The 24,381-nt window shown below is 42.1% G+C and carries 25 protein-coding genes; 11 read left to right on the top strand and 14 right to left on the bottom strand.

All coding sequences use genetic code 11. From position 1 onward, the window contains the following. Positions 1-138: 138 nt before the first annotated feature. The 4 genes from mnmH to CSV63_RS05830 form a co-directional block, all read right to left on the bottom strand. Positions 139-1,173 (bottom strand): tRNA 2-selenouridine(34) synthase MnmH, encoded by a 1,035-nt coding sequence (gene mnmH, locus CSV63_RS05815; RefSeq protein WP_099694947.1) that lies wholly within the window; start codon positions 1,171-1,173, stop codon positions 139-141. A 21-nt stretch (positions 1,174-1,194) separates the two neighbouring features. Continuing rightward, on the bottom strand, positions 1,195-2,241 hold the full coding sequence (gene selD, locus CSV63_RS05820) for a selenide, water dikinase SelD (RefSeq protein WP_099694948.1): 1,047 nt from the start codon (positions 2,239-2,241) through the stop codon (positions 1,195-1,197). Between the two features lie 141 nt (positions 2,242-2,382). Beyond that, positions 2,383-3,039: a GNAT family protein gene (locus CSV63_RS05825; RefSeq protein ID WP_099694949.1), complete on the bottom strand. Its 657-nt coding sequence runs from the start codon at positions 3,037-3,039 to the stop codon at positions 2,383-2,385. Then, entirely contained in the window at positions 3,036-4,148 is a 1,113-nt protein-coding gene (locus tag CSV63_RS05830; RefSeq protein WP_099694950.1) for a mandelate racemase/muconate lactonizing enzyme family protein, read from the bottom strand. Before CSV63_RS05830 ends, CSV63_RS05825 begins: the two co-directional genes overlap by 4 nt. A gap of 88 nt (positions 4,149-4,236) precedes the next feature. Between CSV63_RS05830 and CSV63_RS05835 the strand changes: the two genes are divergently transcribed. Continuing rightward, positions 4,237-5,484: an HTH domain-containing protein gene (locus tag CSV63_RS05835; protein WP_099694951.1), complete on the top strand. Its 1,248-nt coding sequence runs from the start codon at positions 4,237-4,239 to the stop codon at positions 5,482-5,484. Between the two features lie 41 nt (positions 5,485-5,525). On the opposite strand, the gene nhaC is transcribed toward CSV63_RS05835, so the two are convergent. Continuing rightward, entirely contained in the window at positions 5,526-6,986 is a 1,461-nt protein-coding gene (nhaC, locus tag CSV63_RS05840; protein WP_099694952.1) for a Na+/H+ antiporter NhaC, read from the bottom strand. Positions 6,987-7,242: 256 nt separating this feature from the next. On the opposite strand from nhaC, the gene CSV63_RS05845 reads away from it, so the two are divergent. Next, a complete protein-coding gene (locus CSV63_RS05845; RefSeq protein ID WP_099694953.1) occupies positions 7,243-8,115 on the top strand; it encodes a dimethylarginine dimethylaminohydrolase family protein in 873 nt (290 codons plus the stop codon). A gap of 54 nt (positions 8,116-8,169) precedes the next feature. Here CSV63_RS05845 and CSV63_RS05850 read toward each other — a convergent pair whose 3' ends face one another. The 4 genes from CSV63_RS05850 to CSV63_RS05865 are packed head-to-tail and all read right to left on the bottom strand — an operon-like array spanning position 8,170 to position 10,874. Continuing rightward, the gene (locus tag CSV63_RS05850) at positions 8,170-8,886 is read right to left on the bottom strand and encodes a hypothetical protein (protein ID WP_099694954.1); all 717 of its coding nucleotides are present in this window, start codon (positions 8,884-8,886) and stop codon (positions 8,170-8,172) included. Continuing rightward, entirely contained in the window at positions 8,883-9,632 is a 750-nt protein-coding gene (locus CSV63_RS05855) for a hypothetical protein (RefSeq protein ID WP_099694955.1), read from the bottom strand. Before CSV63_RS05855 ends, CSV63_RS05850 begins: the two co-directional genes overlap by 4 nt. Continuing rightward, positions 9,604-10,512: an ATP-binding cassette domain-containing protein gene (locus CSV63_RS05860; RefSeq protein ID WP_233191959.1), complete on the bottom strand. Its 909-nt coding sequence runs from the start codon at positions 10,510-10,512 to the stop codon at positions 9,604-9,606. Before CSV63_RS05860 ends, CSV63_RS05855 begins: the two co-directional genes overlap by 29 nt. Then, positions 10,512-10,874: a GntR family transcriptional regulator gene (locus tag CSV63_RS05865; protein ID WP_233191968.1), complete on the bottom strand. Its 363-nt coding sequence runs from the start codon at positions 10,872-10,874 to the stop codon at positions 10,512-10,514. The genes CSV63_RS05860 and CSV63_RS05865 overlap by 1 nt, the downstream gene beginning before the upstream one ends. A 178-nt stretch (positions 10,875-11,052) precedes the next feature. Here CSV63_RS05865 and CSV63_RS05870 point away from each other — a divergent pair, with 178 nt between their 5' ends. Together CSV63_RS05870 and CSV63_RS05875 are read left to right on the top strand one after the other, a co-directional pair. Beyond that, entirely contained in the window at positions 11,053-11,385 is a 333-nt protein-coding gene (locus CSV63_RS05870) for a DUF5658 family protein (RefSeq protein ID WP_099694958.1), read from the top strand. Positions 11,386-11,504: 119 nt separating this feature from the next. Next, the gene (locus CSV63_RS05875; protein WP_099695020.1) at positions 11,505-12,125 is read left to right on the top strand and encodes an MOSC domain-containing protein; all 621 of its coding nucleotides are present in this window, start codon (positions 11,505-11,507) and stop codon (positions 12,123-12,125) included. 48 nt (positions 12,126-12,173) lie between these two features. Here CSV63_RS05875 and CSV63_RS05880 read toward each other — a convergent pair whose 3' ends face one another. Continuing rightward, on the bottom strand, positions 12,174-13,220 hold the full coding sequence (locus CSV63_RS05880) for an NAD(P)/FAD-dependent oxidoreductase (RefSeq protein WP_099694959.1): 1,047 nt from the start codon (positions 13,218-13,220) through the stop codon (positions 12,174-12,176). A 122-nt stretch (positions 13,221-13,342) separates the two neighbouring features. Here CSV63_RS05880 and CSV63_RS05885 point away from each other — a divergent pair, with 122 nt between their 5' ends. From CSV63_RS05885 to CSV63_RS05900, 4 genes are all read left to right on the top strand, one after another. Further along, on the top strand, positions 13,343-14,137 hold the full coding sequence (locus tag CSV63_RS05885) for an ABC transporter ATP-binding protein (RefSeq protein WP_099694960.1): 795 nt from the start codon (positions 13,343-13,345) through the stop codon (positions 14,135-14,137). A 3-nt stretch (positions 14,138-14,140) separates the two neighbouring features. Beyond that, entirely contained in the window at positions 14,141-15,073 is a 933-nt protein-coding gene (locus CSV63_RS05890) for an iron-hydroxamate ABC transporter substrate-binding protein (protein ID WP_099694961.1), read from the top strand. Positions 15,074-15,135: 62 nt separating this feature from the next. Further along, positions 15,136-16,152 (top strand): FecCD family ABC transporter permease, encoded by a 1,017-nt coding sequence (locus CSV63_RS05895; protein ID WP_099694962.1) that lies wholly within the window; start codon positions 15,136-15,138, stop codon positions 16,150-16,152. Continuing rightward, positions 16,149-17,156: a FecCD family ABC transporter permease gene (locus tag CSV63_RS05900; protein WP_099694963.1), complete on the top strand. Its 1,008-nt coding sequence runs from the start codon at positions 16,149-16,151 to the stop codon at positions 17,154-17,156. The genes CSV63_RS05895 and CSV63_RS05900 overlap by 4 nt, the downstream gene beginning before the upstream one ends. A 42-nt stretch (positions 17,157-17,198) precedes the next feature. Here the strand turns inward: CSV63_RS05900 and CSV63_RS05905 are convergent, their stop codons facing one another. From CSV63_RS05905 to CSV63_RS05915, 3 genes are all read right to left on the bottom strand, one after another. Further along, on the bottom strand, positions 17,199-18,131 hold the full coding sequence (locus CSV63_RS05905; RefSeq protein ID WP_099694964.1) for a 3-hydroxyacyl-CoA dehydrogenase family protein: 933 nt from the start codon (positions 18,129-18,131) through the stop codon (positions 17,199-17,201). A gap of 61 nt (positions 18,132-18,192) precedes the next feature. Then, complete coding sequence (locus tag CSV63_RS05910; RefSeq protein WP_099694965.1) at positions 18,193-18,843, bottom strand: 3-oxoacid CoA-transferase subunit B; 651 nt, start codon at positions 18,841-18,843, stop codon at positions 18,193-18,195. 15 nt (positions 18,844-18,858) lie between these two features. Next, a complete protein-coding gene (locus CSV63_RS05915) occupies positions 18,859-19,554 on the bottom strand; it encodes a CoA transferase subunit A (RefSeq protein WP_099694966.1) in 696 nt (231 codons plus the stop codon). 115 nt (positions 19,555-19,669) lie between these two features. Here CSV63_RS05915 and CSV63_RS05920 point away from each other — a divergent pair, with 115 nt between their 5' ends. Next, positions 19,670-20,536 (top strand): LysR family transcriptional regulator, encoded by an 867-nt coding sequence (locus CSV63_RS05920; protein WP_099695021.1) that lies wholly within the window; start codon positions 19,670-19,672, stop codon positions 20,534-20,536. 114 nt (positions 20,537-20,650) lie between these two features. Here the strand turns inward: CSV63_RS05920 and CSV63_RS05925 are convergent, their stop codons facing one another. After that, entirely contained in the window at positions 20,651-22,207 is a 1,557-nt protein-coding gene (locus CSV63_RS05925) for an ABC-F family ATP-binding cassette domain-containing protein (RefSeq protein ID WP_099694967.1), read from the bottom strand. A gap of 258 nt (positions 22,208-22,465) precedes the next feature. On the opposite strand from CSV63_RS05925, the gene CSV63_RS05930 reads away from it, so the two are divergent. After that, the gene (locus CSV63_RS05930) at positions 22,466-23,599 is read left to right on the top strand and encodes an amidohydrolase (protein ID WP_099694968.1); all 1,134 of its coding nucleotides are present in this window, start codon (positions 22,466-22,468) and stop codon (positions 23,597-23,599) included. Continuing rightward, positions 23,596-24,357, top strand: a complete 762-nt coding sequence (locus CSV63_RS05935; protein ID WP_099694969.1) for a purine nucleoside phosphorylase YfiH/LACC1 family protein — start codon at positions 23,596-23,598, stop codon at positions 24,355-24,357. Before CSV63_RS05930 ends, CSV63_RS05935 begins: the two co-directional genes overlap by 4 nt. Positions 24,358-24,381 lie beyond the last annotated feature (24 nt).

A 24,381-nucleotide genomic window follows, 5' to 3' on the forward strand; every position in this document is an offset into this window, starting at 1 on the left:
AATCATTTGACAAACTTTTGTACTCTATTGAGCTACAATCAATCATGTGAAGTGTAAAGTGTGTGTAAGAGTAACGTCCGTCAACTAGTGTTTTTCACGTATTAGAAAAGACTACCCAATAGGATAGTCTAACTTCACTTATTTCATTAGCTCTTTATATCTATGTAAGCATTCCTCATACGCTTCTTGTACAGTTGCAACCTGGATGACATCTCGGTCAATTGTAGCAAAGCGGGCTACAGAGTGTTCGTATTGTGGGTCGTAATAGTGAGTCAACAACTGTTCTACGGCTTCCGTGAACCGTTCGTTCTCTAGGTCTTCCTGGATTTGTACTGCAATTGGTCGATGGATGCGTTTGCGAATTCTTGTAAAAGCTTCTATAAACAGACCTGGTTGTTTTTCCGGTTCGTACACGGAAAGGATTTCTTTAACACGTACTTCAACCGGTAGTTGAATAATCCATTGGGGGCTTTGTTCTTTTTTCTCAAATAGTAGTTCCGGCATATGTACTTGTCCTATACGTTTACTTTCGCCTTCTATGAAAATATATGGCTCATTTTCATACCTCTCTAGTTTATTTGCAATTAGCAATTCGAATTTCTTCTGGTTGTTCGGCTCGACACCGATTTGTCCAAATATTGAACCTCTATGTCCCGCCATACCTTCTAGATCAATGACCGGATAGCCGTCTTCCATCAGCTTGCGAAGAATCTTCGTTTTGCCACTTCCTGTATACCCGTTTAGTACAAGCAATTTAGGTTTGATTGTTTCTTGCAGTCGTGCAATAACCCGCTGGCGATATGTATGAATCCCGCCACTGATTCGACTTGAGCGGATTCCCATCAATTCCAGTACAGTCATTGCCGTTTTGCTTCGCATGCCGCCACGCCAACAAAACACAGTGATTGGCGTGTCTATTTTCCTGAACTCCGCAATGAATTCGGGTAACTTTTTAGAGAAAATAACCAGACCATGATCCATTGCTGCTTGTTTTCCTACTTGCTTATATAGCATACCCACTTCTGCACGTTCTTCATTCGTGAAAATCGGAATGTTCATACTGCCTGGAATAGTTGCTTCTTTATACTCTTTCGGAGAGCGTACATCGACTAATGTATGTGAATGATTTTTCTGTAATTCGAGCGCTTCCGTCAATGTAATGTCTCGTACCATGTTATTTCCCATCTCCTTGATTTACTGTACGATAATTCGACCGTTATGTTCAGCAGTTACTTCTCCAATAATATGCGCATCGACTCCCGCTTCACGCAAATGCTCTTGCAAACGATCCGCTTCATCTCCAGCAACTGCTACAAGCAAACCGCCAGAAGTTACTGCGTCACATAAAATCCATCTGCCAACTTGATCCAATGATTCGGGATATTCAACCATATCCTCTATATGTGCAAAGTTATTTTTCGTACCGCCTGGAACCGAACCCGCTTCTGCAAGTGTTCGTGTACGAGGTAAAACTGGAACTTTCTTATGATCAATTCGCAAGCACACGCCACTACCTGTTGCCATTTCGGAGGCATGTCCAAGCAAACCGAAGCCTGTCACGTCTGTTGAAGCATGAATGCTGTAATCATCCATCACTTCAGCCGCCGTTTTATTGAGTGTGGTCATTACTTTTGTAACGTGAATTTCTTCTTCTTCGGATAATAATCCGTTTTTCAAAGAAGTAGTCATGATACCTATGCCAATCGGTTTTGTCAGAATTAAACGATCGCCAGGTTTTGCTCCTGCATTCGTACGGATCTTATCAGGATGCACCGTTCCAGTTACTTGCATACCAAACTTAGGCTCCTGATCGTCAATTGAGTGGCCACCGACAAGAACGGCACCGGCTTCTTTCAATTTGTCAGCAGCTCCGCGCAAGATCTCCGTCAAGATACTGCGGTCAAGTGTATGTATCGGGAATGCGACGATGTTTAATGCTGTAATTGGTTTACCGCCCATTGCATAGACATCGCTGATCGCATTCGCCGCCGCCACTTGTCCAAAGTCATATGGATCATTGACGATGGGTGTGAAGAAATCCAGTGTCTGCACGATGGCAGTCGTATCATTTATCTTATATACACCTGCGTCGTCGCCTGTATCCAATCCGACAAGCAAATTAGGGTCAGTGAGACCGGGAGGCAATGTGCGAAGAACTTCAGCTAAATCAGCGGGTCCTATTTTACAACCGCAGCCTCCTTTTGAAGATAATGAAGTAAGTTTTACAGAAGAATTTCGCATTACGGCTATCAACCTTTCAATTTGTAGTTCCTTAATTTTACCATAGAGTTTGCATTCTAGATCTATTGGGAACTTAAAATTCTACCGGCGAATGAAAAAAAGACTACGCTTTAAGGCATAGTCTTACATGTTACAAGTCTATTATTTTACGTATAGCACATACCAATGATCGTCTTTTTTCTCGATATACTCCCCAAACCAACCTTCTTTCAGCAATTTTTGTTGCTGTTCAGTATTCCCCATTAGAACGAATTTTTGCTGCGAAGTTGTTTCAGGAAAAGGCTTTTGCAAATCCACGAATAAAATATAACGTAATTTATTGCCATATTTAACTTTGAGTCCTTTAATTCGTAAACCCAATGCAAATTTATCTTTCAAGCTTGGAATATTAAATGGTGCAACAGTTGTACAAATATAGCGATAGCGATCTCTCTCTACATGTTCCATCAGCCATTTACCTAATGTCGTTTGCAGTCCATACCCTCTATAGTCTGGATCCACACCTGAAATTTCCGAGTATAGCACGCTAGACAATTCGCTTTGCGATACACCCGCATCACTTCCTAAATGCTCTTCGTCTTCACCAGGATCCAACATCGCACGGAACGCGACGAGACGGTCATCTACGAAAGCCCCCACCATCATGCCATTACCTCGCAAAATATACACAAACTCATCATACGTTAGCGGTTGAAGAAATTCAGGTTGCTCCAGAACCGCAATGATCCTTTCTTGTAATGCTAGAACTTCCGGCAGCTGTTCTTCTGTCAGCAATGAAAGGGATGCTTGCAATGTCATAATGTCACCTTTTCTTTACGCACTGTCAATTCTTCTAGCGTTTGCTCATCTACATCGATACCCAGTCCAGGTTTTTCATTGAGTTCAATAAACGGTACTTCATAGTGAAGATTGCCGACGTCTTTACTGAATTTTAACGGCCCAGTCAGTTCTACACTCGTCATCGCCTTTTGTGAGAAAGCTACATGGAAGCCTGCTGCAGATCCAATAGACGACTCTACCATTGATCCAACCTGACATTCGATACCAGCCATCTCAGCCATATGCGCAAGCTTCATTGCAGGATACATACCTCCACATTTCATAAGCTTGATATTCACTTTATCTGCTGCACGCTTTGCAATAATTTCACGCATTTCGCGCACCCCACGCAATCCCTCATCTGCCATTAGAGGTGTCGCGATTTTCGATTTAATTTCTACCAATGCATCGATGTCATCCGCTTTTACAGGTTGCTCGAGCCAATCCAGATCACAGCTTTCCAATTGCTTCATCGCCTGCAATGTCGTCGCACTGTTGACCCAACCTTGGTTAACGTCTACTCGGATTGCGACTTCCTGACCAACACGTTCGCGCACAGCTTGAATTCTCTTGATGTCTTCCGCTGCGTTGGTACCGACTTTCATCTTTAATGAACTATAACCCGCTGCCACACGGTCAGCAGCCTCTTGTGCCATATGTTCGGGTGAAGCGATACTTAGAACATGTGTAATCGGAAATTTCTCATGATAACGTCCACCAAGTAAATTGTAGGCAGGGATACTATATGCCTTCCCTACTGCGTCAAAGCAAGCGATGTCTAGCGCTGCTTTCGCTGTAGGTACACCGTAAATCGCCTGATCCATCAGTTCATGAATTTTCCCAAAGTGACTTGGATTTTCACCAAGTAAAACGGGAGCGAGTGTATAGCGTAGTACGGCAAATGTACCTTCCCAGCTTTCCCCCGTGACATGGTCATCCGCTACCGCTTCACCGTACCCAACATAACCTGTGTCTGTTGTTAATTTCACAATAATAGATGGCATGTCAGCATACGATGCATAGCTAATTACAAAGGGTTCATAGAGCGGTAATCGAATCGCAAAAATTTCTATTTCAGTTATTTTCATTATTTTTCTTCCTTTCCCATTGGCAGCTTTTCCTCTGTGTTGTATGATTGTCGTTAAATAGTCGTTAATGAAAAGAGGGGGTCCCATTATGAAGGTTACAATTGCATTGATTGGCTCACAAGAATTTTGTCGGCAAGCAAGGAGTATTGTATTACCCCATAATATACGTATTGATTACTATCAATACGACAAGCCGTCCGACGCTCCCCGGCTACTAAAGACAATGAAGCCTTGTCATGCCATTTTATTCTCTGGCTCCCTGCCTTATGAAGCGTCCAAACAAGCTCTTCAGACCATCTCAATTCCAGCATTCTATGTCCAACAAAATGAACATACAATCGCTGTCACTTTATTATACCTTGCTTCAGAAAAAAACATGGCAATTCATGACATTTCGATAGATATAAAAGAGCTAGCACATATTGAACAGATTTTACAGGATCTCGGTCCTCTTTCTTCCATTCAGAAGCCTGCTATACATGAATTACAAGCCAACACGGATTTACAAACGGTTGTGAATTTTCATATGGAGCATGTTAAAAGCGGGAAATCGAAATTAGCAGTAACTAGTGTGCATGCCGTATACGATCAATTACAGGCGGCAGGCATCCCATCATTCCGGATGCTGGATCCGGCTAGTAATATTTTACGTGCAATAAAACATGCAGTCCAACAAGCGGATTTTGCAAGAAATGAAGCGACTAAAATCGCTGTAGGAGTACTACAAGTTCACCAACCTGAGAAACTTCCGCAGGGCACTATAGAAAAGTTAGCGAACTACTTGCAGGCGCAATGGAAAGAAAAAGAGGGTAGCTTCTTTTTCTACACTACTCTAGGCACTATAGAATTTGTTTTCGCATTAAAAGCCTTCGTCGAGTTCTGCGAATCGCTTCAATCAGCATCCACATTGTCTTTTGGATTAGGACTAACAGCCCTGGAAGCCAGCGACAATGCGATCAACGCACTGCAACTCAGCAAACAAACGGACAACAAAGGAGTCTTTATGCTGGATGAACATAAGAAATTACACGGTCCATTGCCAGCTACAAAACCATCAATTGCGATGAGATTAGACGACCCAGATTTACTTACGATTAGTAAAAAGACGACACTAAGCCCTGCAGTTATATCCAAGCTAACTCTGTTTGATGAATTTAGACAATCTACACCATTCACTGCTAATGATTTAGCTGGATATTTAGCGGTCTCTAGAAGAACCGCTGAACGAACCATTAAAAAACTAATGGATCAACAATTTGTCGTTTCAGTTGGTGAAGAAATGGCCTACAGCCAAGGAAGACCACGCGCATTGTACAAAATGAAGTTTACCATCTAGTAAAAAAGCAAAGCCGTCAAGAACTCGGCTTTGCTTTTTAATTATTCAAGTTGCGCTTCGAGTTCCAACTTCGCTTCTTGCTCGTTCATTTCTACCATTTCCTCAGATGTCATTTTGACAACAGTAAAACCAGTTAAAGCATAGAGAATTGAAATGAGAGGTACGGCGAAATTCAAGATAGCGTACGGGCCGTATTCTACTACACTTACACCAAGCGTACCGAATATAAACACACCACACGTATTCCAAGGAATAAATACGGATGTCAATGTTCCGCCATCTTCTAGTGCACGCGATAGGTTCTTCGAGTTCAAACCCATATCCTTATATGTTTTACTGAACATTCTAGAAGGTACAACAATCGAAACGTATTGTTCAGAACAAGTTGCATTGGTCATGACACACGCACCAATCGTTGAAATAATTAATGTAGATGTCGATTTCACGACTTTCAGCAATTGCTTCATAATGGCCCGCAACATACCTGAATACTCCAGAATACCGCCAAAGGTCATAGCCACAATCGTCATAGAGACGGTATACATCATACTATCAAGGCCACCGCCATTAAATAGTTTATCTACTAGCTGATTGCCCGTCTCGATTGCAAAACCACTTTGCAGAGCACCGAGTGCATCTGTAAATGTTCCCGACTGAAGTGTTACATGCGCTAGAAAACCCATTATAATCCCGACAATTAATGCCGGTACTGCAGGGATCTTCATGGCAACCATCACAATAACTGCCAAAGGAACTAGCAATAACCAGGGAGAGATGACGAAGCTCTCTTGCATAACCTGAGATGTGTTGGCAATCGACGTTAATTCAGCTTCACCTGACCCAAACCTTCTTCCGAGGAATGTGAATACTCCAAGCGCAATTAGTAATCCGGGAATCGTCGTATACAACATATGCTTAATATGATCAAATAAATCCGTTCCAGTAAGTCCCGCGGCTAAATTGGTTGTATCGGATAACGGTGACATCTTGTCTCCAAAGTATGCGCCAGAAATGACAGCCCCTGCTACCATTCCAGCTGGAATCCCCATACTGAGTCCAATACCCATCCCAGCTACACCAATCGTAGCCATTGTCGACCATGAGCTACCTATTGCCAATGAAACAATTGCACAAATCAGCGCAATGGCTACTAGGAACCAAGAGGGTGTAATGATTTTCAATCCGTAGAAGATCATCGTGGCAACTATCCCTCCACCCATCCACGAACCAATAACCAAACCAACAAGCATAATGATGATGACAGCTGGAAGGGCCAAACGAATTCCTTTGTACATCATTTCCTCAATTTCTTTCCACGAGAAACCATGTCGCCAGGCTACGAGTGACGCAATGGCAGTTCCTACAATTAGCGGCATGTGCGGTCCCTCTTTAAGCTTAACTACAGTTATGATCATAACCAGTATCATTAAGACTAACGGTAGAATTGACCACCAAAACCCAATTTCTCTTTTTTTCCTCTGATCCACTACGCAACCCTCCATTCAAGTTCAGCCAAATAGGATATGTCGTTATATAGTCGGTTAATCTATTTTATACGTTTTCTAAATTATTTGTCAATACAAATATGTAAGCGTTTACTATGCTTTTTCCTATTGACTAGTCTGTCCCTATGAGAGAGCCGTTTTGTTACTATGTATATTTACCAGCTACAACAAATTAATGTCTTTCCAAAATAGTAGAATCAATGGCCAAAGTAGTTTATAAACCTAGGCAACGGGAATAATACAAAGTACTTTCATGAATGGGGGCACACTGCTAGTGACAACTACTAACCAAAGAATCGATACGATAAAGTGCGTAACGGAATACGATACACTGCGCCGAGTCATATTATGCCAGCCGGAATTTATGGCGATTGATGAAGTCATTAACGAAGTACAAAAAAAGTATAAGGATGAAAACATTGATATACAACGTGCAATGAGTCAGCACGCAGAATTTGAAGAAATTTTGAAGGAAAACGGAGTGGAAGTCATCACGCTTCCTCCTTCTGAAAAATTCCCCGAGCAAGTTTTTACACGAGATATTGGCTTCACAATAGGCAATGACATATTCATAGCCGACTTGGCTGCAAATATTCGAAAAGGTGAAGAAATTACACTAAAAGAATGGCTGATTGCACATGACATCCCCTATCAGTCCGCCACCGATCGAATGGAAGGCGGAGACATTATCGTTGACCGGGATACCATCTACGTCGGCATCAGTAGTCGTACGTCCAGGGAAGCTGTAAATAAGCTGGAGGAAAAGCTTCCGGATTATCAACTCAAGCCTATTCCATTTGACGGGCAGTACTTACATCTAGACTGCGTTTTTAATATTCTTTCACCCGAAAAAGCGCTCGTCTTTCCAGCGGCATTTGATCAGGAAACACTGCATCAAATGGCCGGTTCGTATGAACTGATCGAAGTGGCGGAAGATGAACAGTTTTCGCTTGGTACCAATGTTCTCTCAATCGGTAACAATAAAGTAATCAGCCTTCCACAAAATGAACAAGTGAATAAAAACTTACGCGCACATGGATTTGAGGTCATTGAAGTCGACTTCTCGGAAATTATCAAATCCGGCGGCTCTTTTAGATGTTGCTCAATGCCTGTAGAACGTGGATAATACAAAAGACCGAAGCATAAACGCACAATGTAGCGTGTATGCTTCGGTCTTTTTCTATTCAAGAAATTCTATATAGGTTCCACGTTCACTTTCAATTTCAGGAAGATTCAACTCAATCGATTCGGGTATGACCAAGTGAATCATCATGGTTGCCGACACTGAGCCAGAGGAATAACCATGCGTTTTTTCACCAGTGAACTGATTCAATATATTTGAATCATGATAAAATGTATACTGAATAGTATTCCGAGGCTGTTTAGGAACAGTCATCCAATTGTTTTCCCAAACCGGCAATGCTATTTTAAGCTGATCCGTAAAGTCATAATACACATCATCCCCATCACCATCACCGATATTTGCCAATAACTCAGGGGTGTAGACGGTTTCACTGACCACATTACTGTGATGAGGTGTACGTTCAATCAACATATAAGCGCCAGTGAAAGGAGATATCGATAGTTCATCTTTCACCTCATGTGACCGCTTCGCCAGAACGAGATGTTCAGGAATCGTCGCCCCTTCTACAATCGCAGATTGCAAATCAAATTCAATATTTTTATCCGTTACTTTTGGTGGAATATGAAGTTCTACCTTACGCTCCATGAATTCCGCCACAAAAACACCGAGTAACAATAACACAAGATAACCTACAATAATATTGCGATGAAATGATTTTTTCAATCGTGTACGTTTCATGTTTTTCGTAAATATCACAATGGGAACCAGACCAAGAAGCAGGACTATCGGTATTAACACCATAAAAAACATCATGGATTTCTCACCTCCAAACGATTTGTCACAAAGAGGCTAATACCGAACAATACAGCAACCGATACTACTACTTTCAAAACAAACACTAGAATAGATGTCTCTCCGTAGTAAAAGTACAATACGCTATCACCTTCGCCAACTGACAGGCTGACACCGAACGTGAAATACACAAACCAGATCAATCCAAACAAGGCAATGAACAACTTGCTAAACTGTATTAAGGTTCCAAGTAAATACCCGATCATCATAATCAGCAATGTGTACGCGGTCATAACGAGAATCCGGGAGAAGAAATCAAGCGGCGATGACAGAAGGCCTGTCGTTTCTATAATGACATTATCGCCAAACAGCGCAACAATTTTCATGACCGACCCGATCAACACGGTCATTACACCACCAAGTAATGCGGCTGTGCAAATGAAATAAAAGTTCGCCAGCTGGAAGGTCAGACGATTCGTCACGAATGAAAAGGATTCATTACGCTGTGCAGCTGATGTCAGCAGAAATCCAACAATGAGTGCCCAGAATAATGTCAGACCTACCTGACTATCATTTGATATGGACGTGTAGTTAACAGAAATCATCTCTTCCCATTCGTTCATAGATGAGGACCCCGCACCACTTATAAATATAGTCCCAATAATCTGTAGCACTATCAACGTAGTAAATACCGCTCCATTGGTACTCAATTTAAATAAATACTGACGCTTCGCCAGTTCATTGACGCTCCATTGCGTTGAAAACATCGTCTACCCCTCCTGTCGCCTGGCCCGTCATCGCCAAGTACGCTTGGCTTGCAGAAACTGCCGATACGCGAATGCCTGCCTGCTTCAACTCTTCTACTTCCGCTTTGGTATGCTGGTTGTCTACAATCCATTCTGTCATTGGTCCTGCGTTTGCTCGATGAACAACCGCATAGCGAATCGCATAGGATTTCAGCACACTCTCTCGCGCTTGAAGTGACAGGAATTTTTCCTGCAGTTCAGTTATTGGACCATGAAACGAGATGCTCTTGCCGTCAATCACCAAAATATCCTCCAGCAAATCCTCCATTTCTTCCATATGATGACTCGACAACAAAATAGTGCGGGGATAAGCGATATAATCTTTCAGCAGCGCCCTGTAAAAATCCCTGCGCGCCCCAGCATCCATTCCTGTAATTGGCTCATCAAACATCGTGAGTGGACAACGTGTGGCAATACCAATAATTGCGTTGAATGTACTACGCTTCCCTTTTGACAGTACCCGGTGATTCAACGACAGCGGTAATTTAAAGTATTCAAGCAGACGCATAGCTAGATCTTGATTCCAATTTTCATAGAAGCGATCACATTCTGTTAGTAAATCATCCAATGTTAGTGCATCCGGGAAGCCCATCATATCGTCAATAAACATCATGTTGGCGGAAACCTTGAGACTATTGAAGGGATGCTCACCAAACACACGAAGTTCTCCCTCCGACTCTTTTATGAATCCCGCAATCATCTTCATCAACGTCGTCTTTCCCACACCATTACGTCCTACCAGTCCCGTAATGACATTCTCACGGATTTCTAAATTTAACTGGTCCAGTACTGTAATAGATCGATAACTTTTTGACACGTTTTTCAACGTAATTGCTGACATTATGACCTCTCCTTTCGCCCTGCCTGGATTAATTTAATTAGCTGATCTTCTTCCAGCCCAAGTAATGCCGCTTCATTAAGCAGATCCTGCACCAGACGACTTAACCTACCGCCTTTACGCTTCGCCAGTAGTTTCTCACGTGCGTCAGCCGTTACAAATGTGCCAAGGCCACGTTTTTTATAAATAAGTTCCGCGTCTAGTAAAATCGTCAGTCCCTTTCCAGCAGTCGCAGGATTGATATTGAAAAGATCTGCCAATTGATACTGCGAGTACACTTTATCGTCCGCTTGTAACGTACCGTCAATAATTTCTGTCTCTAACCATTCTGCAATTTGTATATAAATCGGCTTTTCTCCATCCATCTCAAGCAAGAACTTCACCACCTCAAGGTTACGTAGTACATTACTGTTGTAATGTACTATACGCATTTTCATAGCCTAATGCAAATAAATAATTATATAAAATTATGGTAATCAATGAATAAAATCATCACTTATTACTCACCCTAGGTAACTACACTGTATGTAAGGAGCCGATAAAATGAATACAGTTAAGGATTTTCCTATTCAGCAAAACAGATTAATAAATGCAGGTTTTCTATTGGCTTGCTTATGTTTATTAGATGCCATTTTCACGGATTATGGTTTGCGGTTTGGTCTTATAGAAGAAGCCAATTTGCTAGTATCATTTTTATATGAACAAAGTATTCCTTTGTTCTACGTGGTAAAACTAGGATTACCTTTATTACTTTTATATATCGTAACGGTTAGTTCATCAGGGATTATCGTACGTATTTCTTTGACTACTGCATTATTTATTTATATTGCCGTATTGTTCATGCATATCTTTTGGTTGATCATGGTCGCAATCTAACATGCGCTATACTAATCCCTTCTATAAATCGCGTTTATTGTATACTACATGTATGAACACGCGGAAAGTAGGGATTTTTATTGAACAGTGAACCTTCATTGCGGACGCTATCTATTGGGATGCCGCGAATCGTACAATCTACTACTGGTGGAGAATTTTCCAGTGCTATTTGTAAGCAGTCTGTCGAAAAAGCATATCTTTCTGTGGATGGTTTTCAAGGAGACGGGATTGCGGATACGAAACATCATGGCGGTCCTGATCGAGCGGTCTGTATCTATCCGAGTGAGCACTATACTTTCTGGGAAAAGAAATTTTCCTGCACGTTGCCCTCTTCTACTTTCGGAGAAAATCTGACAGTGGATGGAATGCTTGAGAAAGATATATGTATTGGAGATATGTTTACAGTGGGAGAAGCAGTTATTCAAGTAATACAGGGGCGAGTCCCTTGTAGCACAATTAGTAAGCGAACTGGCTTACCCGATTTGATGAGGGGAATGGTCAACACTGGATTCACAGGCTATTTATGCCGTGTTGTGGAAGAAGGAATTGTCCGTTCAGATTCAACCATTACTTTGCTGCAACAAGATCCAAACCAAGTTTCCATCCTTTATGCAAATGAAGTGTATTTTCAGCGTCCTAGAGATTCGGGAGGATTGAAGCGAATTCTGGAAGTCGATGCACTGGCTGAAGAGTGGCGGGGCATGCTGATGAAACGGCTGGAGAAACTCGAGAATATCTAAATAAAAGAACTGACGCTACGATAAAAAACATCGTTGGTCAGTTCTTTTTTATACGAGTTGTTTCACTAATTCACGATTTCGTTCCTTGAAGAGTTCATTATGAGAAGATACCATACCATTTTTATTTGCTTCGGGGTCGATATAGATTTTGGCGCAGTTCACAGCATTCGCTGCATCTTGAAATGCCCCTGCTATTAAATGCAGCTTGCCTTTGTGGCTCAGTACATCCCCTGCCGCATACATCCCTTCTATAGACGTAGCACTCGTGCACGTTCCGGCAATCTGTTTATGTTCCGTTAGTTCAACACCCAGTTGCTGATCACCAATTAACGACGTATCACGCTCATAACCGTGATTAATGATTACTTCATCTACAGCTATCGTGGTAACTGTTTCATCTTCATTGTGTCGTAGCTCCACTCTCTCAATTGAGCTATGGTCCTCAGATGCAATGAATCGAGATATATTCGTATTGAAGTGACAGATCACGCCACTCTCCAAGAGTTGTCGCACTTGCGCTTCATGGCCGTTTAAGCTCTCTTTACGATAAGTTAGGTACACTTTCTTAGCAATGGGTTGCAGTTCATTGGCCCAGTCAATTGCCGCGTTGCCACCGCCCGAAATCAAGACGGTCTTCCCTTTGAAACGTCCCAAAGATTTTACCGTATAGTTCAAATTCGACACTTCAAAGCGTTCTGCGCCTTCCACTTCAATCTTCTGTGGATTCAAAATACCTGTACCTGTTGCGAGTATTACGGTTTTGCTGTAATGAACAGTACCCGAAGAGCCATGTAATGCAAAATGCTTGCCTGCTATCTTTTCGATCTTCACAATTTTCTCGTTGAGCACGACTTCCGGATCAAAAGTTAACCCTTGGGTCACAAGCCGTTCAATTACCTGTGCTCCTGGTGCCGGTGTCATGCCGCCAATATCCCAAATCATTTTTTCAGGATAGACATGGATCTTTCCTCCAAGCTGCTGCTGATATTCAATGATTTTCGTCTTCATTTCACGCAACCCACTATAGAAAGCAGCGTATAACCCCGCGGGTCCTCCGCCGATAATCGTCACGTCCAGTAGCTGATCTTGTTTCATTCCATCTTCTCCTTTACAAATAATTATTGACATCGCTTGCATTTCAATTTATAGTTTTTATTGTACCGATATTGATAATCATTATCAATGATTACTTAGTAGGAAAGGTTTGATTTTACGAAATGGTTCGCTTGTATACAGAAAATCTACAAGTTTCATATGATAATCATCTGATCGTTAATGGGTTATCGGTCCAAATACCTGACAAGAAAGTGACTGCTATTATCGGAGCAAACGGGTGTGGCAAATCCACATTTCTAAAAGCTGTCACGCGCTTAATTCCGCATCAATCAGGAGAAGTGATAGTAGATGGCAGAAATATTGTTAAACAAAAAACGAAGCAGCTCGCACAAAAGATGGCTATTCTTCCACAGACACAAGAAGCCGCCAGTGGTTTAACAGTTGGTGAATTGGTATCTTACGGTAGATTTCCTTACCAGAATGCAATGGGACGTTTGACAGCACGTGATATGGATGTTATCAATTGGGCGCTCGAAGTCACCAATACGACTGAATTCAAATACCGTCAAGTAGATGCATTATCCGGTGGTCAACGACAGCGCGTTTGGATTGCGATGGCACTCGCCCAGGAAACAGATATCATCTTCCTAGATGAACCAACTACCTATTTGGATATGGCACATCAACTAGAAGTGCTTGAGCTATTGCAAAAGCTTAATGAGGAGCAGCAACGCACCATTATCATGGTACTTCATGATTTGAATCAAGCAGCACGTTTTGCCGATTTCATCATTGCGATGAAAGATGGTGAAATTGTACGCGCAGGCGTGTGCGAGGAAGTAATACGGCCAGATATACTGCGAGAAGTATTTCGAATTGATGCCGAAATTGGAACGGATCCAAGAACGGGCAAACCGTTATGTATTACATATGATTTACTAAAAGGAGACGAATAACTGTTGAAGAAAATTCTATTACCTGCTCTTTTGCTTATCGTACTTGCGTTAGCAGCTTGTGGAAACAAACAGGAAGAACCTGCGAAAGAAGATACACCTTCAAAAGAACAAGGAACAAGTGACACGATTACCTATCAATCTGAAGAAGGTCCAGTAGAGGTTCCCGCTAATCCACAGCGTGTTGTGGTGTTATCTAGTTTTGCGGGTACTGTACATGAATTTGGCGTGAATTTGGTAGGAGCTGAATCTTGGTCAAAAGATAATCCAAGCTTTGATTCATTTTTGAAAGATGTAGAAGAAGTTTCTGATGAAAATATTGAAAAAATCATTGAACTGGAACCCGATTTAATTATTGGACTTAACACTATTAAAAATATTGACAAACTAAAAGAAATTGCTCCTACTGTTACGTATACATACGGAAAAGTAGATTATTTAACACAGCAAATCGAAATTGGTAAGTTATTGAATAAAGAAAAAGAAGCAACAGAATGGGTAGATGCATTTAAGGCACGTGCACAACAGGCGGGAGAAGACATTAAAGCCAAAATCGGAAAAGATTCGACAGTTTCCGTCATTGAAGAGTTTGACAAACAAATTTATGTCTTCGGTGATAACTGGGGAAGAGGAACGGAAATCTTATATCAGGAAATGAAATTAGCGATGCCTGAAAAAGTAAAGGAAATGACGAAGAAAGACGGATATTATGCGCTATCTGCAGAAGTCTTGCCTGAATTTGCCGGGGACTATATCATATTAAGTAAAAGTGATACGGGAGATAATTCATTCCTGGAAACAGAAACATACAAGAATATTCCTGCCGTCAAAAATGATCAAGTCTATCAGGTAAATACAGCAGAATTCTCTTTCAATGATGCCTATACACTGGATAATCAGCTCGATTTCTTCATCAAAAGCTTTTTAGGAACTAAGTAATCAAACAAGATGGGGCTCTTCTTCATTGAAGAACCCCTTTTTTTATGACAAGAAAGGAGCGGATGAATAAAGTGGATACACATGTTAGAAAAGCTATACCATTTAGTTTTAAATTATTTGCTAGCACGATACTTTTACTAATCAGCTTCTTATTTGCCTTGAAGCTTGGTGCCGCTCACACTTCATGGCAAGATATCTACCTTTCATTCACGTCAAATCAAAAAGATCATATTCTCATCCTGCGCGAAATACGCTTTCCACGTGAAATAGGTGCTATGTTTGTAGGTGCGGCTTTAGCTGTTTCCGGGGCGATCATGCAAGGCATGACGCGAAACCCATTGGCTGATCCTGGGTTGCTTGGACTGACTGCTGGGGCGAATGCCGCCTTAGCCATTGCGCTTGCATGCATTCCAACTATCAACTATTTCGGCATCATGACGGCTTGCTTTATTGGCTCTGCTGTCGGTGCGCTGATCGTCTTCGGTATTGCCTCCGCGAAGCGAGGCGGCTTTGCACCCATTCGCCTTGTATTGGCAGGCGCAGCCGTCTCTACATTTTTATTCGCCATTGCACAGGGTGTTGGTTTGTATTTTAAGATTTCAAAGGACGTAGCAATGTGGACAGCCGGCGGATTGATTGGTACTTCATGGGGACAGTTGCAGACCATTGCCCCAGTTATCATTATAGGTATTCTCGTCGCACTCGTGCTTTCACGCCAGTTGACATTATTGAGCCTGAATGAAGAAGTAGCGATTGGACTTGGACAAAACACAGTGAAAATAAAAGTCATGCTGTTTATGGTGATTATCTTATTAGCAGGAGCCGCTGTGGCATTAGCGGGTAACTTAGCATTTGTTGGATTAATGATTCCACATATTGTTCGTGCAATCGTCGGAACAGATTACCGATTCATCATCCCCATTTCCGCTATTTTAGGCGCGACTTTTATGTTGCTAGCGGATACGGTTGGACGAATGCTGCAAGCGCCGTTTGAAACGCCTGTTGCTGCATTGATTGCAATCATCGGCTTACCGTTCTTTCTTTTAATCGTACGCAAAGGAGGTCAGGCATTCTCATGATACTTCCACATATTCGAAGAAAACAAAGAATTCTTGGAGCATGCTTCATTGTATTGATTCTCTGCCTAACTACTCTTGCGCTTGGTTTAGGATCTGCTTCTATTGAATGGAGCCGGCTAATCCCTACTCTTCTCGGTCAAGGCACCTTCAAAGAAGAATTTGTACTGTTTACTATTCGACTACCGCGAATCATCATTACGTTGTTGGCCGGTGCTGCGCTCGCCTTATCAGGTGCTATTTTACAAGGAATCACACGGAATGACCTTGCCGACCCCGGTATCATCGGAATAAATTCTGGAGCTGGAGTCGCTATTGCATTATTTTTCTTGTTTGTACCAATCGAGGCTGGCGCGTTCACTTACTTATTACCGTTAGTAGGATTTGGGGGAGCCCTCATCACATCGGTTTTAATTTACCTATTTGCTTACAGTAGAAAAAGTGGACTGCAGCCTATGCGTCTTGTATTAGTGGGTATTGGATTTTCAATGGCACTCTCAGGTGTAATGGTTGTATTGACTTCTTCCGCCAAGCAAGAAAAAGTTGATTTCATTTCAAGGTGGATAGCAGGAAATATTTGGGGAACAGATTGGCCTTATATTTGGGCACTGGCCCCTTGGTTGCTCCTCTTAATTCCTTTTGCGTTATGTAAAGCACACCGACTCGATATGCTCGGTTTGAATGAATCTATGGCGACAGGTATCGGCGTGTCGATTGAACGAGAGCGTGTAGTGTTATTGCTGACCGCCGTGGCGCTAGCTGCATCCGCTGTGTCAGTCACAGGTGGTATCGCGTTCATCGGTCTGATGGCGCCTCATATCGCCAAGTCCTTAATCGGCCCACGCCATCAAATGAATTTACCTATTGCGATCTTACTAGGCAGTTTCCTTCTATTGCTAGCGGATACAATTGGGCGAAACATTTTGGAACCGAGTGGTATTCCAGCAGGTATTATTGTTTCATTGATAGGTGCACCGTACTTTTGCTATTTACTCATGAAGAAATAAAAATGCCGGAACTACCCGCTTTGGGTGTTCTGGCATTTTTATTTATCCTCCTCTATCTTGCTTTACATAGCGGATCAGTTCTTTTTCCCGCGCAGTATGTACCTCCTCAGTAAATGAAGGATCCCATTCATAATATCTCTTGCCCGTTTTACTACCGAGCTCTCTCGCGTCCACTAATTCCTGCATACTAGCTGTGGATTGATTTGCATTCGATAAATCTTTATATAAATAATTCGATATGTCCGTATATACATCTAGGCCACCCATATCTGCCGATAAAAATGGACCCGTGACGGGTAATCTTCTGCCGATACTGTATTGTACTGCAGCGTCTATATCTTCCTTTGTCGCTATTCCTTCTTGTAAAATATGCTGTGCTTCACGCAACAAGGCGAATTGTAGACGATTCCCTACAAAACCGGGTACTTCCTTTTTCACTTCGATCGGCTTTTTATTCATCCCATTCATTAATGCCATCGAACGTTTAACCGTTTCATCATTTGTTTTCGATCCGCGAACTACTTCAACTAATGGAATCAAATGTGCCGGATGCCAAAAGTGTGTGATGACCGTGCGTTCAGGATGTGTAGTTTGAGCTGCGATGTCAGTCGGACTGATTGCCGAAGTGTTACTTGCCAGAATCACGGATGGATCGCAAAGCTGATCCAGTAGTTTGAAGATTTGTTGCTTCAACTCCAGACGTTCAGGCACTGCTTCGATTATGAACGTCGCATCCTTTACAGCCTCATCAATTGTTGTGACTGTAGTAATCCTATCTCTTACTGCCTCCACTTCTTCCATCTCCAACAAGTCATTGTCCGTTAATACTTGTAACTTACTCGCAATGCTTGCCAGTGCGCGCTCGAGTTCTTCCACGTTTATGCCATGCAACGTCACATCGTATCCCGCCCACGCAGCACTCAGTGCAATGGAGTGGCCCATTGTACCGCACCCTATGATAGCTATTCTCTCCATGAACCTGCCCCCATTCCAATGAAAAAGACGACACCTTCGTCAGCGGGTATCGTCAATCGAATTATCTAGCCGTAAAGTTTGGAGATATCGTATAACTTGCTTCGGTTTTTTCTTTTACTTCGTCCACAGAGATACCTGCAGCAGTTTCTACAAGCTTCATACCGTCCTCTGTGAAATCAAACACCGCCAAATCCGTGATGAGTCGGTCCACAACACCAAGACCCGTTAACGGCAACGAACACGTTTTTTTCACTTTCGATTCGCCGTGTTTATTGACATGATCCATGATGATTACGACACGTTTTGCACCGACAACCAAGTCCATTGCGCCGCCCATTCCTTTCACCACTTTTCCCGGTATCATCCAGTTGGCCAAGTCTCCATTTTCCGAAACTTCCATGCCACCTAGAATCGCCAAGTCAATGTGTCCACCGCGAATCATCGCAAACGACTCCGCACTATCAAAGAAGGATGAACCTGGAACTGTCGTAATCGTTTCTTTTCCAGCATTGATTAGATCTGCATCCTCTTGCCCTTCTACTGGATAAGGCCCGATGCCAAGCAGGCCATTTTCCGATTGCAATAAAACCGTCATACCATCTGGAATTTCGTTGGCAACTAGAGTGGGCATACCAATGCCAAGGTTGACATTCATACCGTCCTGAATTTCTTCAACTGCACGTTTTACGATTGTATTTCGTGTTTCCGTCATGGTCATTTCTCCTTTTTACGCTTTTTTCACTGTTAAGCGTTCAATGCGTTTTTCATAATCTTTTCCGAGTAGTACTCGCTGTACATAGATACCTGGTGTATCAATTTCTTCTGGAGTAAGCTCACCGGCTTCCACGATTTCTTCTACTTCCGCAATCGTAATTTTACCTGCTGTTGCAGCTAACGGATTAAAGTTCATGGCTGTTTTGCGATAGACTAGGTTTCCAAGTGTATCCGCCTTCCAAGCTTTCACAAGTGCAAAGTCCCCGACGATCCCTTCTTCAAGTAGATACGTCTTGCCGTTAAACTCTTTTGTCTCTTTACCTTCTGCGATTGGTGTACCTACCCCTGTCGCTGTATAGAATCCAGGAATTCCTGCACCGCCCGCTCTGATTCTTTCTGCGAGCGTTCCCTGCGGACTCAGTTCCACTTCTAACTCTCCGTTAAGAAACTGCTTTTCAAATGTTTTGTTTTCCCCCACATAAGAAGCAATCATCTTTTTAATCTGTTTATTAACTAGCAACTTTCCAAGACCTGCATCATCTATTCCACAATTATTGCTAGCGACCGTTAAATCTTTCACGCCACTATCTTGTAACGCCTGTATGGATTTTTCCGGAATACCACATAATCCGAAGCCTCCAACAATTAACGTAGCACCATCTTGAATGTCTGAAACCGCTTCCATAAATGAGTCCATCACTTTACTCATACGGTAACCTCCTCTAACTCTTTAGTAATAGTGTACAGATTTCTGACTTATATGTAAAATGAATATTGTGAATCAAATATATTCCAAATCGGAATAAATGAAAGGTTGGATGATCATCGAACTTAAAGACTTTCAGGCATTTATACAAGTAGCCAATCATTTAAGTTTTACAAAGGCCGCTGAACATTCTTTTATTTCGCAGCCCTCTTTAAGTAAATCCGTGAAAAGACTTGAAAGTGAATTGAATGTCAGACTTTTCAACCGTTCTACACGTAGCCTTCGATTGACAGATGCAGGAGACATTGTGTATGAGCAATGCAAACAAATACTTCAATTAATCGGTGAACTTCCCGTCTTACTTGAAGATCTAGCTGAGGGCGTGTCGGGAGAAATTAAAATCGGCATGCCACCTTTGATTGGGACACTGTTCTTTCCACAGATCGCCAAAAACCTATCAAGGAATTACCCTCATATTAAAATCGAGTTGCATGAGTTGGGCGCCAAAGTCGTGGAAGAGCTTGTAGATAAAGGCCAGATTGATGTCGGTATTATTGTGCTACCAACAGATCGAGACGCTTTTCAAGTTCAGCCTTTTATTTCAGATACATTCTTTTTGTTTGTCCATACTGATCATCCTTTTGCAAAGCGAGATGCTGTCGCTTTATCCGAGTTGAAAGATGAACAACTCATCCTGTTCTCTAAAAGTTTTGCCCTACATCGCTATATAATAGGCGCCTGCAAAGAGGTCGGGTTTAATCCGACTATATCGTATGAAAGCTCTCAGTGGGATTTGATCATTGAACTAGTCGCTGCGAAACTGGGTATCACGCTTCTTCCCCAATCTATCTCGACGAAGTTTACTAACGAAAATATTAAGATGATTCCTATAGAAGGGCCGCCTTTGCTTTGGAAGCTTGGCATTGTGACGAAGAAGAACAGCTATCATTCATTTGCATTGAAAAAGTTTATGCAGATGTTTTGAGAAAGGTGTGATAAAGCACTATAAAATAAAGTAGAGCAGGCATTATACATTATTAAAACAAAAAACCAACCGCTTCTGGTTGGTTTTTTGTTTCACGTGGAACAGGAATGTTTTTCAGAACATCTTCGTAGTCCATGTCTCCCCGTTCCAAATAGTGGATACTACATCTTCATAAAAGTCCGGTTCATGTGAAATAAGTAAGATACTTCCTTTATATTCTTTCAGAGCACGTTTCAGTTCTTCTTTTGCATCGTAATCCAAGTGGTTTGTCGGTTCATCTAATACTAATAAATTGGTTTCACTATTTACCAGTTTACAAAGACGGACTTTCGCACGCTCTCCCCCGCTTAATACCTTTACTTTACTTTCAATATGTTTTGTCGTTAGTCCGACTCTCGCTAAAGCCGCACGTACTTCATATTGCGCCAAGTGTGGAAACTCACTCCAAATCTCTTCCAAGCATGTATTATCTGTATCTGTTTTCGTTTCCTGTTCGAAGTAACCGATTGCTAGATGCTCACCTTGCTCCACTTTACCTGAAAGAGCGGTTATTTCCCCGAGAATACTTTTTAACAATGTCGTTTTTCCAATTCCGTTTGCTCCCGCAAGAGCGATCTTTTGTCCACGTTCCATTGAAAGATTCAAAGGCTTCGATAGAGGTTCATCGTATCCGATGACTAGATCGGTTGTTTCGAACAAATACTTTCCAGGCGTTCTTGCCGTTTTGAAATCGAAATGTGGTTTCGGTTTTTCAGAATCTAACTCAATAATGTCCATCTTATCTAGTTTCTTCTGTCGGGACATTGCCATTCGACTCGTTGCTGCATTCGCTTTATTACGCGCAACAAAGTCCTTCAAATGAGAAATCTCTTTCTGTTGCTTTTTATACGCTGCTTCGACCTGTTGCTGTCTCATTTCACGCACACGCAAAAACTCGTCATAATCGCCAGGGTAACGATTGACCTGTTGGTTTTCCATATGGTAGATCAAGTTAATGACACTATTCAAGAATGGGATATCATGCGAGATTAAAATGAATGCTCCTGGATACTCTTGCAAATACGTACGCAACCATTCAATATGCTCGACATCCAAGTAGTTCGTCGGCTCATCAAGCAATAAAATATCAGGCTTTTCAAGTAATAGTTTAGCCAATAATACTTTTGTGCGCTGGCCACCACTCAAATCATTCACGTCAGTATCCAATCCGAACTCATCAAGACCTAGACCGTTTGCGACTTCCTCTACTTTTGCGTCAATCATGTAAAAATCACTCTGCTCTAGGGATTCTTGAATTTGTCCAGTTTCTTCCAACAGTCCTTCTAGTTCATCTGGCCCTACTTCACCCATCTTCGCAAAGAGACTATTCATTTCAGTTTCTCTATCATATAAATATTGAAACGCAGTGCGCAGTACATCACGAATCGACATCCCCTGTTTCAACGCTGCATGCTGGTCTAAATATCCGATTCGTACACGCTTTGACCAAGTGACAGTCCCTGCATCTGGCTCCAGCTTATGTGTAATAATATTCATAAACGTGGATTTGCCTTCCCCATTTGCACCTATTAATCCTATATGTTCACCAGCCAATAAACGGAATGATACGTCTTCGAAAATTACACGGTCACCGAAACCGTGACTGATATTTTTTACTGTCAATAAACTCATGTTGTACACCTATTCCTTTTCAATTGTTTCAATTAAACTGATATAAGTCATTTTAACATCCTCTACTTATAATTACTTCAGAAAAGAAAAAAACAATTGGTACTTCTATTGATGATTCCAGCAGTTACTTTACTATTGTTGAGTAACGGTTTTGTAAGGTAAAGTAGTTTATCATGATCCGTCACGATCTTTGCTGTTTACTAGTCAATATGTTTTACTTTTAAGATCATTTACTTTATGAAATGGAGGCAATCTTTAATGACTGACCCACTAAACTATATAGCACATCATAAAAAGGAAATACTAGAGACCTATCATGAACTGCATGCTATTGCCGAGCCTAGTTGGCAAGAACAGCAGACATCACGGTATTTACAGGATAAGCTTTCGGCTGCTGGATTGAGTATCACTGGCTTTACTGGTCATCACGGATTCATTGCAGAAATCGCAGGACGTAACCAAGGTGTCATTGCGTTACGCGCGGATATGGATGCATTGGTACAGGAAGTCGATGGCGAAGTAATTGCTAACCATTCTTGCGGACATGATGCGCACAGTACGATGGCACTCTATACCGCGCTAGCTTTAAAGAACTGCGAAATGGATTTGCATCACACTATCCGATTCATTTTCCAACCTGCGGAAGAGTTAGCAGAAGGTGCGTTACAAATGATGAAAGAAGGCGTGCTCGAAGATGTTCTATTCCTAGGGGGTCTGCATGTACGTCCGCATACAGAAGTTCCGTTCGGTAAATCTGCACCAGCGATTTTACACGGCTCGTCCGCGACGATTACGGGTACAATCACGGGAACGCCTGCGCACGCAGCGAGACCTGAAGAAGGTAATAACCCAATCGAAGCAGCAAGTTTCTTAATCCAGTCACTACGTCAAATTCGTTTGGCGGGCAATAAAAAGTTCTCCATCAAAATCACCGAATTGCATGGTGGTGAAACAAGCAACTCTATTCCAGCTAGTGCACGATTCACATTGGATGTTCGTGCGGAAACGAATGAAACAATGGATGCCCTGTTAGCCAAAGCCCGCCACATGATCCAACACACTGCCGCTTTGACAGAGACGGAAATTGCATACATTGAAGAAGGTTATTCACCTGCTGCTACGGAAAATGCCACAGCAATACGACTTGCACAACAGGCGATCGGCTCTGTATTAGGAGAAGAAAACGTGGATGTACCATGTATTTCTCAAGGCGCGGAAGATTTTCATTTCTACACGTGGAAAACGCCTTCTATTCCTGCGACAATGATCGGATTAGGTTGTGATTTGAAGCCTGGGTTGCATCACCCACAAATGTCCTTTAATACCGATGCCTTAATTTACGGTGCACAAATTTTGACACAACTATTACTGAATGCGGATCAAGAATTATGAAAACCAAGATCTATCAAAACCACAACCATATTCTAAAAGGTATGACCTTGAAAGATTGCAGTGAACCGGAGTGCAATAATACTGCTTTGCATGCATGTGTGTCAGCAGTTGATGTGACGAACAATCGCCGACAATTGGCGGACTTTTTACAATGCGAGTTGGAAGATTTCGTGTTTGCCAATCAAACACATAGCGCGAACTTTCATAAAGTGACTGCACAAGACCGTGGAAAAGGAGCATTGCGACAAGAAACGGCAATTGCCGACACGGATGCACTGTATACATTTGAACCGGATATCGTGCTGTGCAGTTTAACAGCTGACTGCGTTCCTGTATTATTTCACAGTGACGATAGTACATTAATTGGGGCAATTCATTCTGGTTGGCAAGGCACTGTGAAAGAAATCACAAGGAAGCTATTCCACCACCTACAGCAATATGAACACTGTGATCTAACTCGTGTACATGTACAAATCGGTGCCGCACTCAGTCAAGAAAAGTTTGAAGTGGATGAAGATGTTTATACGAAATTTCATAACCTTGGCTACGCTGACGAATTCATCTTCTATAACGCGATGACAAAAAAGTACCATATTGATAATCAACTGACAGTGAAGAAGCAATGTGAACTGGCAGGAGTACCCGAAGAAAATATTACAATCGACCGTACTTGTACATTCTTAAGCCCAGATGGTTTTTCCTATCGGCAAGATAGACAAGCAGGCCGTCATGTCAGCTTTATCAGAAGAACAACCTAAAAACGTAGTGAAGAGTTCTCCACT

The organism is Sporosarcina sp. P34, assembly GCF_002743375.1.
Classification (GTDB): Bacteria; Bacillota; Bacilli; order Bacillales_A; family Planococcaceae; genus Sporosarcina.

Excerpts from the sequence above, each read along its gene's own strand:
- CSV63_RS05930 (WP_099694968.1), top strand. The coding sequence starts at position 22,466 with ATGACTGACCCACTAAACTATATAGCACATCATAAAAAGGAAATACTA.
- CSV63_RS05900 (WP_099694963.1), top strand. The coding sequence starts at position 16,149 with ATGATACTTCCACATATTCGAAGAAAACAAAGAATTCTTGGAGCATGC.
- CSV63_RS05825 (WP_099694949.1), bottom strand. The coding sequence starts at position 3,039 with ATGACATTGCAAGCATCCCTTTCATTGCTGACAGAAGAACAGCTGCCG.
- mnmH (WP_099694947.1), bottom strand. The coding sequence starts at position 1,173 with ATGGTACGAGACATTACATTGACGGAAGCGCTCGAATTACAGAAAAAT.
- CSV63_RS05855 (WP_099694955.1), bottom strand. The coding sequence starts at position 9,632 with ATGTTTTCAACGCAATGGAGCGTCAATGAACTGGCGAAGCGTCAGTAT.
- CSV63_RS05865 (WP_233191968.1), bottom strand. The coding sequence starts at position 10,874 with ATGGATGGAGAAAAGCCGATTTATATACAAATTGCAGAATGGTTAGAG.
- CSV63_RS05905 (WP_099694964.1), bottom strand. The coding sequence starts at position 18,131 with ATGGAGAGAATAGCTATCATAGGGTGCGGTACAATGGGCCACTCCATT.
- nhaC (WP_099694952.1), bottom strand. The coding sequence starts at position 6,986 with ATGGAGGGTTGCGTAGTGGATCAGAGGAAAAAAAGAGAAATTGGGTTT.
- CSV63_RS05870 (WP_099694958.1), top strand. The coding sequence starts at position 11,053 with ATGAATACAGTTAAGGATTTTCCTATTCAGCAAAACAGATTAATAAAT.
- CSV63_RS05910 (WP_099694965.1), bottom strand. The coding sequence starts at position 18,843 with ATGACGGAAACACGAAATACAATCGTAAAACGTGCAGTTGAAGAAATT.
- CSV63_RS05875 (WP_099695020.1), top strand. The coding sequence starts at position 11,505 with ATGCCGCGAATCGTACAATCTACTACTGGTGGAGAATTTTCCAGTGCT.
- CSV63_RS05925 (WP_099694967.1), bottom strand. The coding sequence starts at position 22,207 with ATGAGTTTATTGACAGTAAAAAATATCAGTCACGGTTTCGGTGACCGT.
- CSV63_RS05835 (WP_099694951.1), top strand. The coding sequence starts at position 4,237 with ATGAAGGTTACAATTGCATTGATTGGCTCACAAGAATTTTGTCGGCAA.
- CSV63_RS05915 (WP_099694966.1), bottom strand. The coding sequence starts at position 19,554 with ATGAGTAAAGTGATGGACTCATTTATGGAAGCGGTTTCAGACATTCAA.
- selD (WP_099694948.1), bottom strand. The coding sequence starts at position 2,241 with ATGCGAAATTCTTCTGTAAAACTTACTTCATTATCTTCAAAAGGAGGC.
- CSV63_RS05935 (WP_099694969.1), top strand. The coding sequence starts at position 23,596 with ATGAAAACCAAGATCTATCAAAACCACAACCATATTCTAAAAGGTATG.
- CSV63_RS05860 (WP_233191959.1), bottom strand. The coding sequence starts at position 10,512 with ATGTCAGCAATTACGTTGAAAAACGTGTCAAAAAGTTATCGATCTATT.
- CSV63_RS05850 (WP_099694954.1), bottom strand. The coding sequence starts at position 8,886 with ATGATGTTTTTTATGGTGTTAATACCGATAGTCCTGCTTCTTGGTCTG.
- CSV63_RS05845 (WP_099694953.1), top strand. The coding sequence starts at position 7,243 with ATGAATGGGGGCACACTGCTAGTGACAACTACTAACCAAAGAATCGAT.
- CSV63_RS05880 (WP_099694959.1), bottom strand. The coding sequence starts at position 13,220 with ATGAAACAAGATCAGCTACTGGACGTGACGATTATCGGCGGAGGACCC.
- CSV63_RS05895 (WP_099694962.1), top strand. The coding sequence starts at position 15,136 with ATGAATAAAGTGGATACACATGTTAGAAAAGCTATACCATTTAGTTTT.
- CSV63_RS05885 (WP_099694960.1), top strand. The coding sequence starts at position 13,343 with ATGGTTCGCTTGTATACAGAAAATCTACAAGTTTCATATGATAATCAT.
- CSV63_RS05830 (WP_099694950.1), bottom strand. The coding sequence starts at position 4,148 with ATGAAAATAACTGAAATAGAAATTTTTGCGATTCGATTACCGCTCTAT.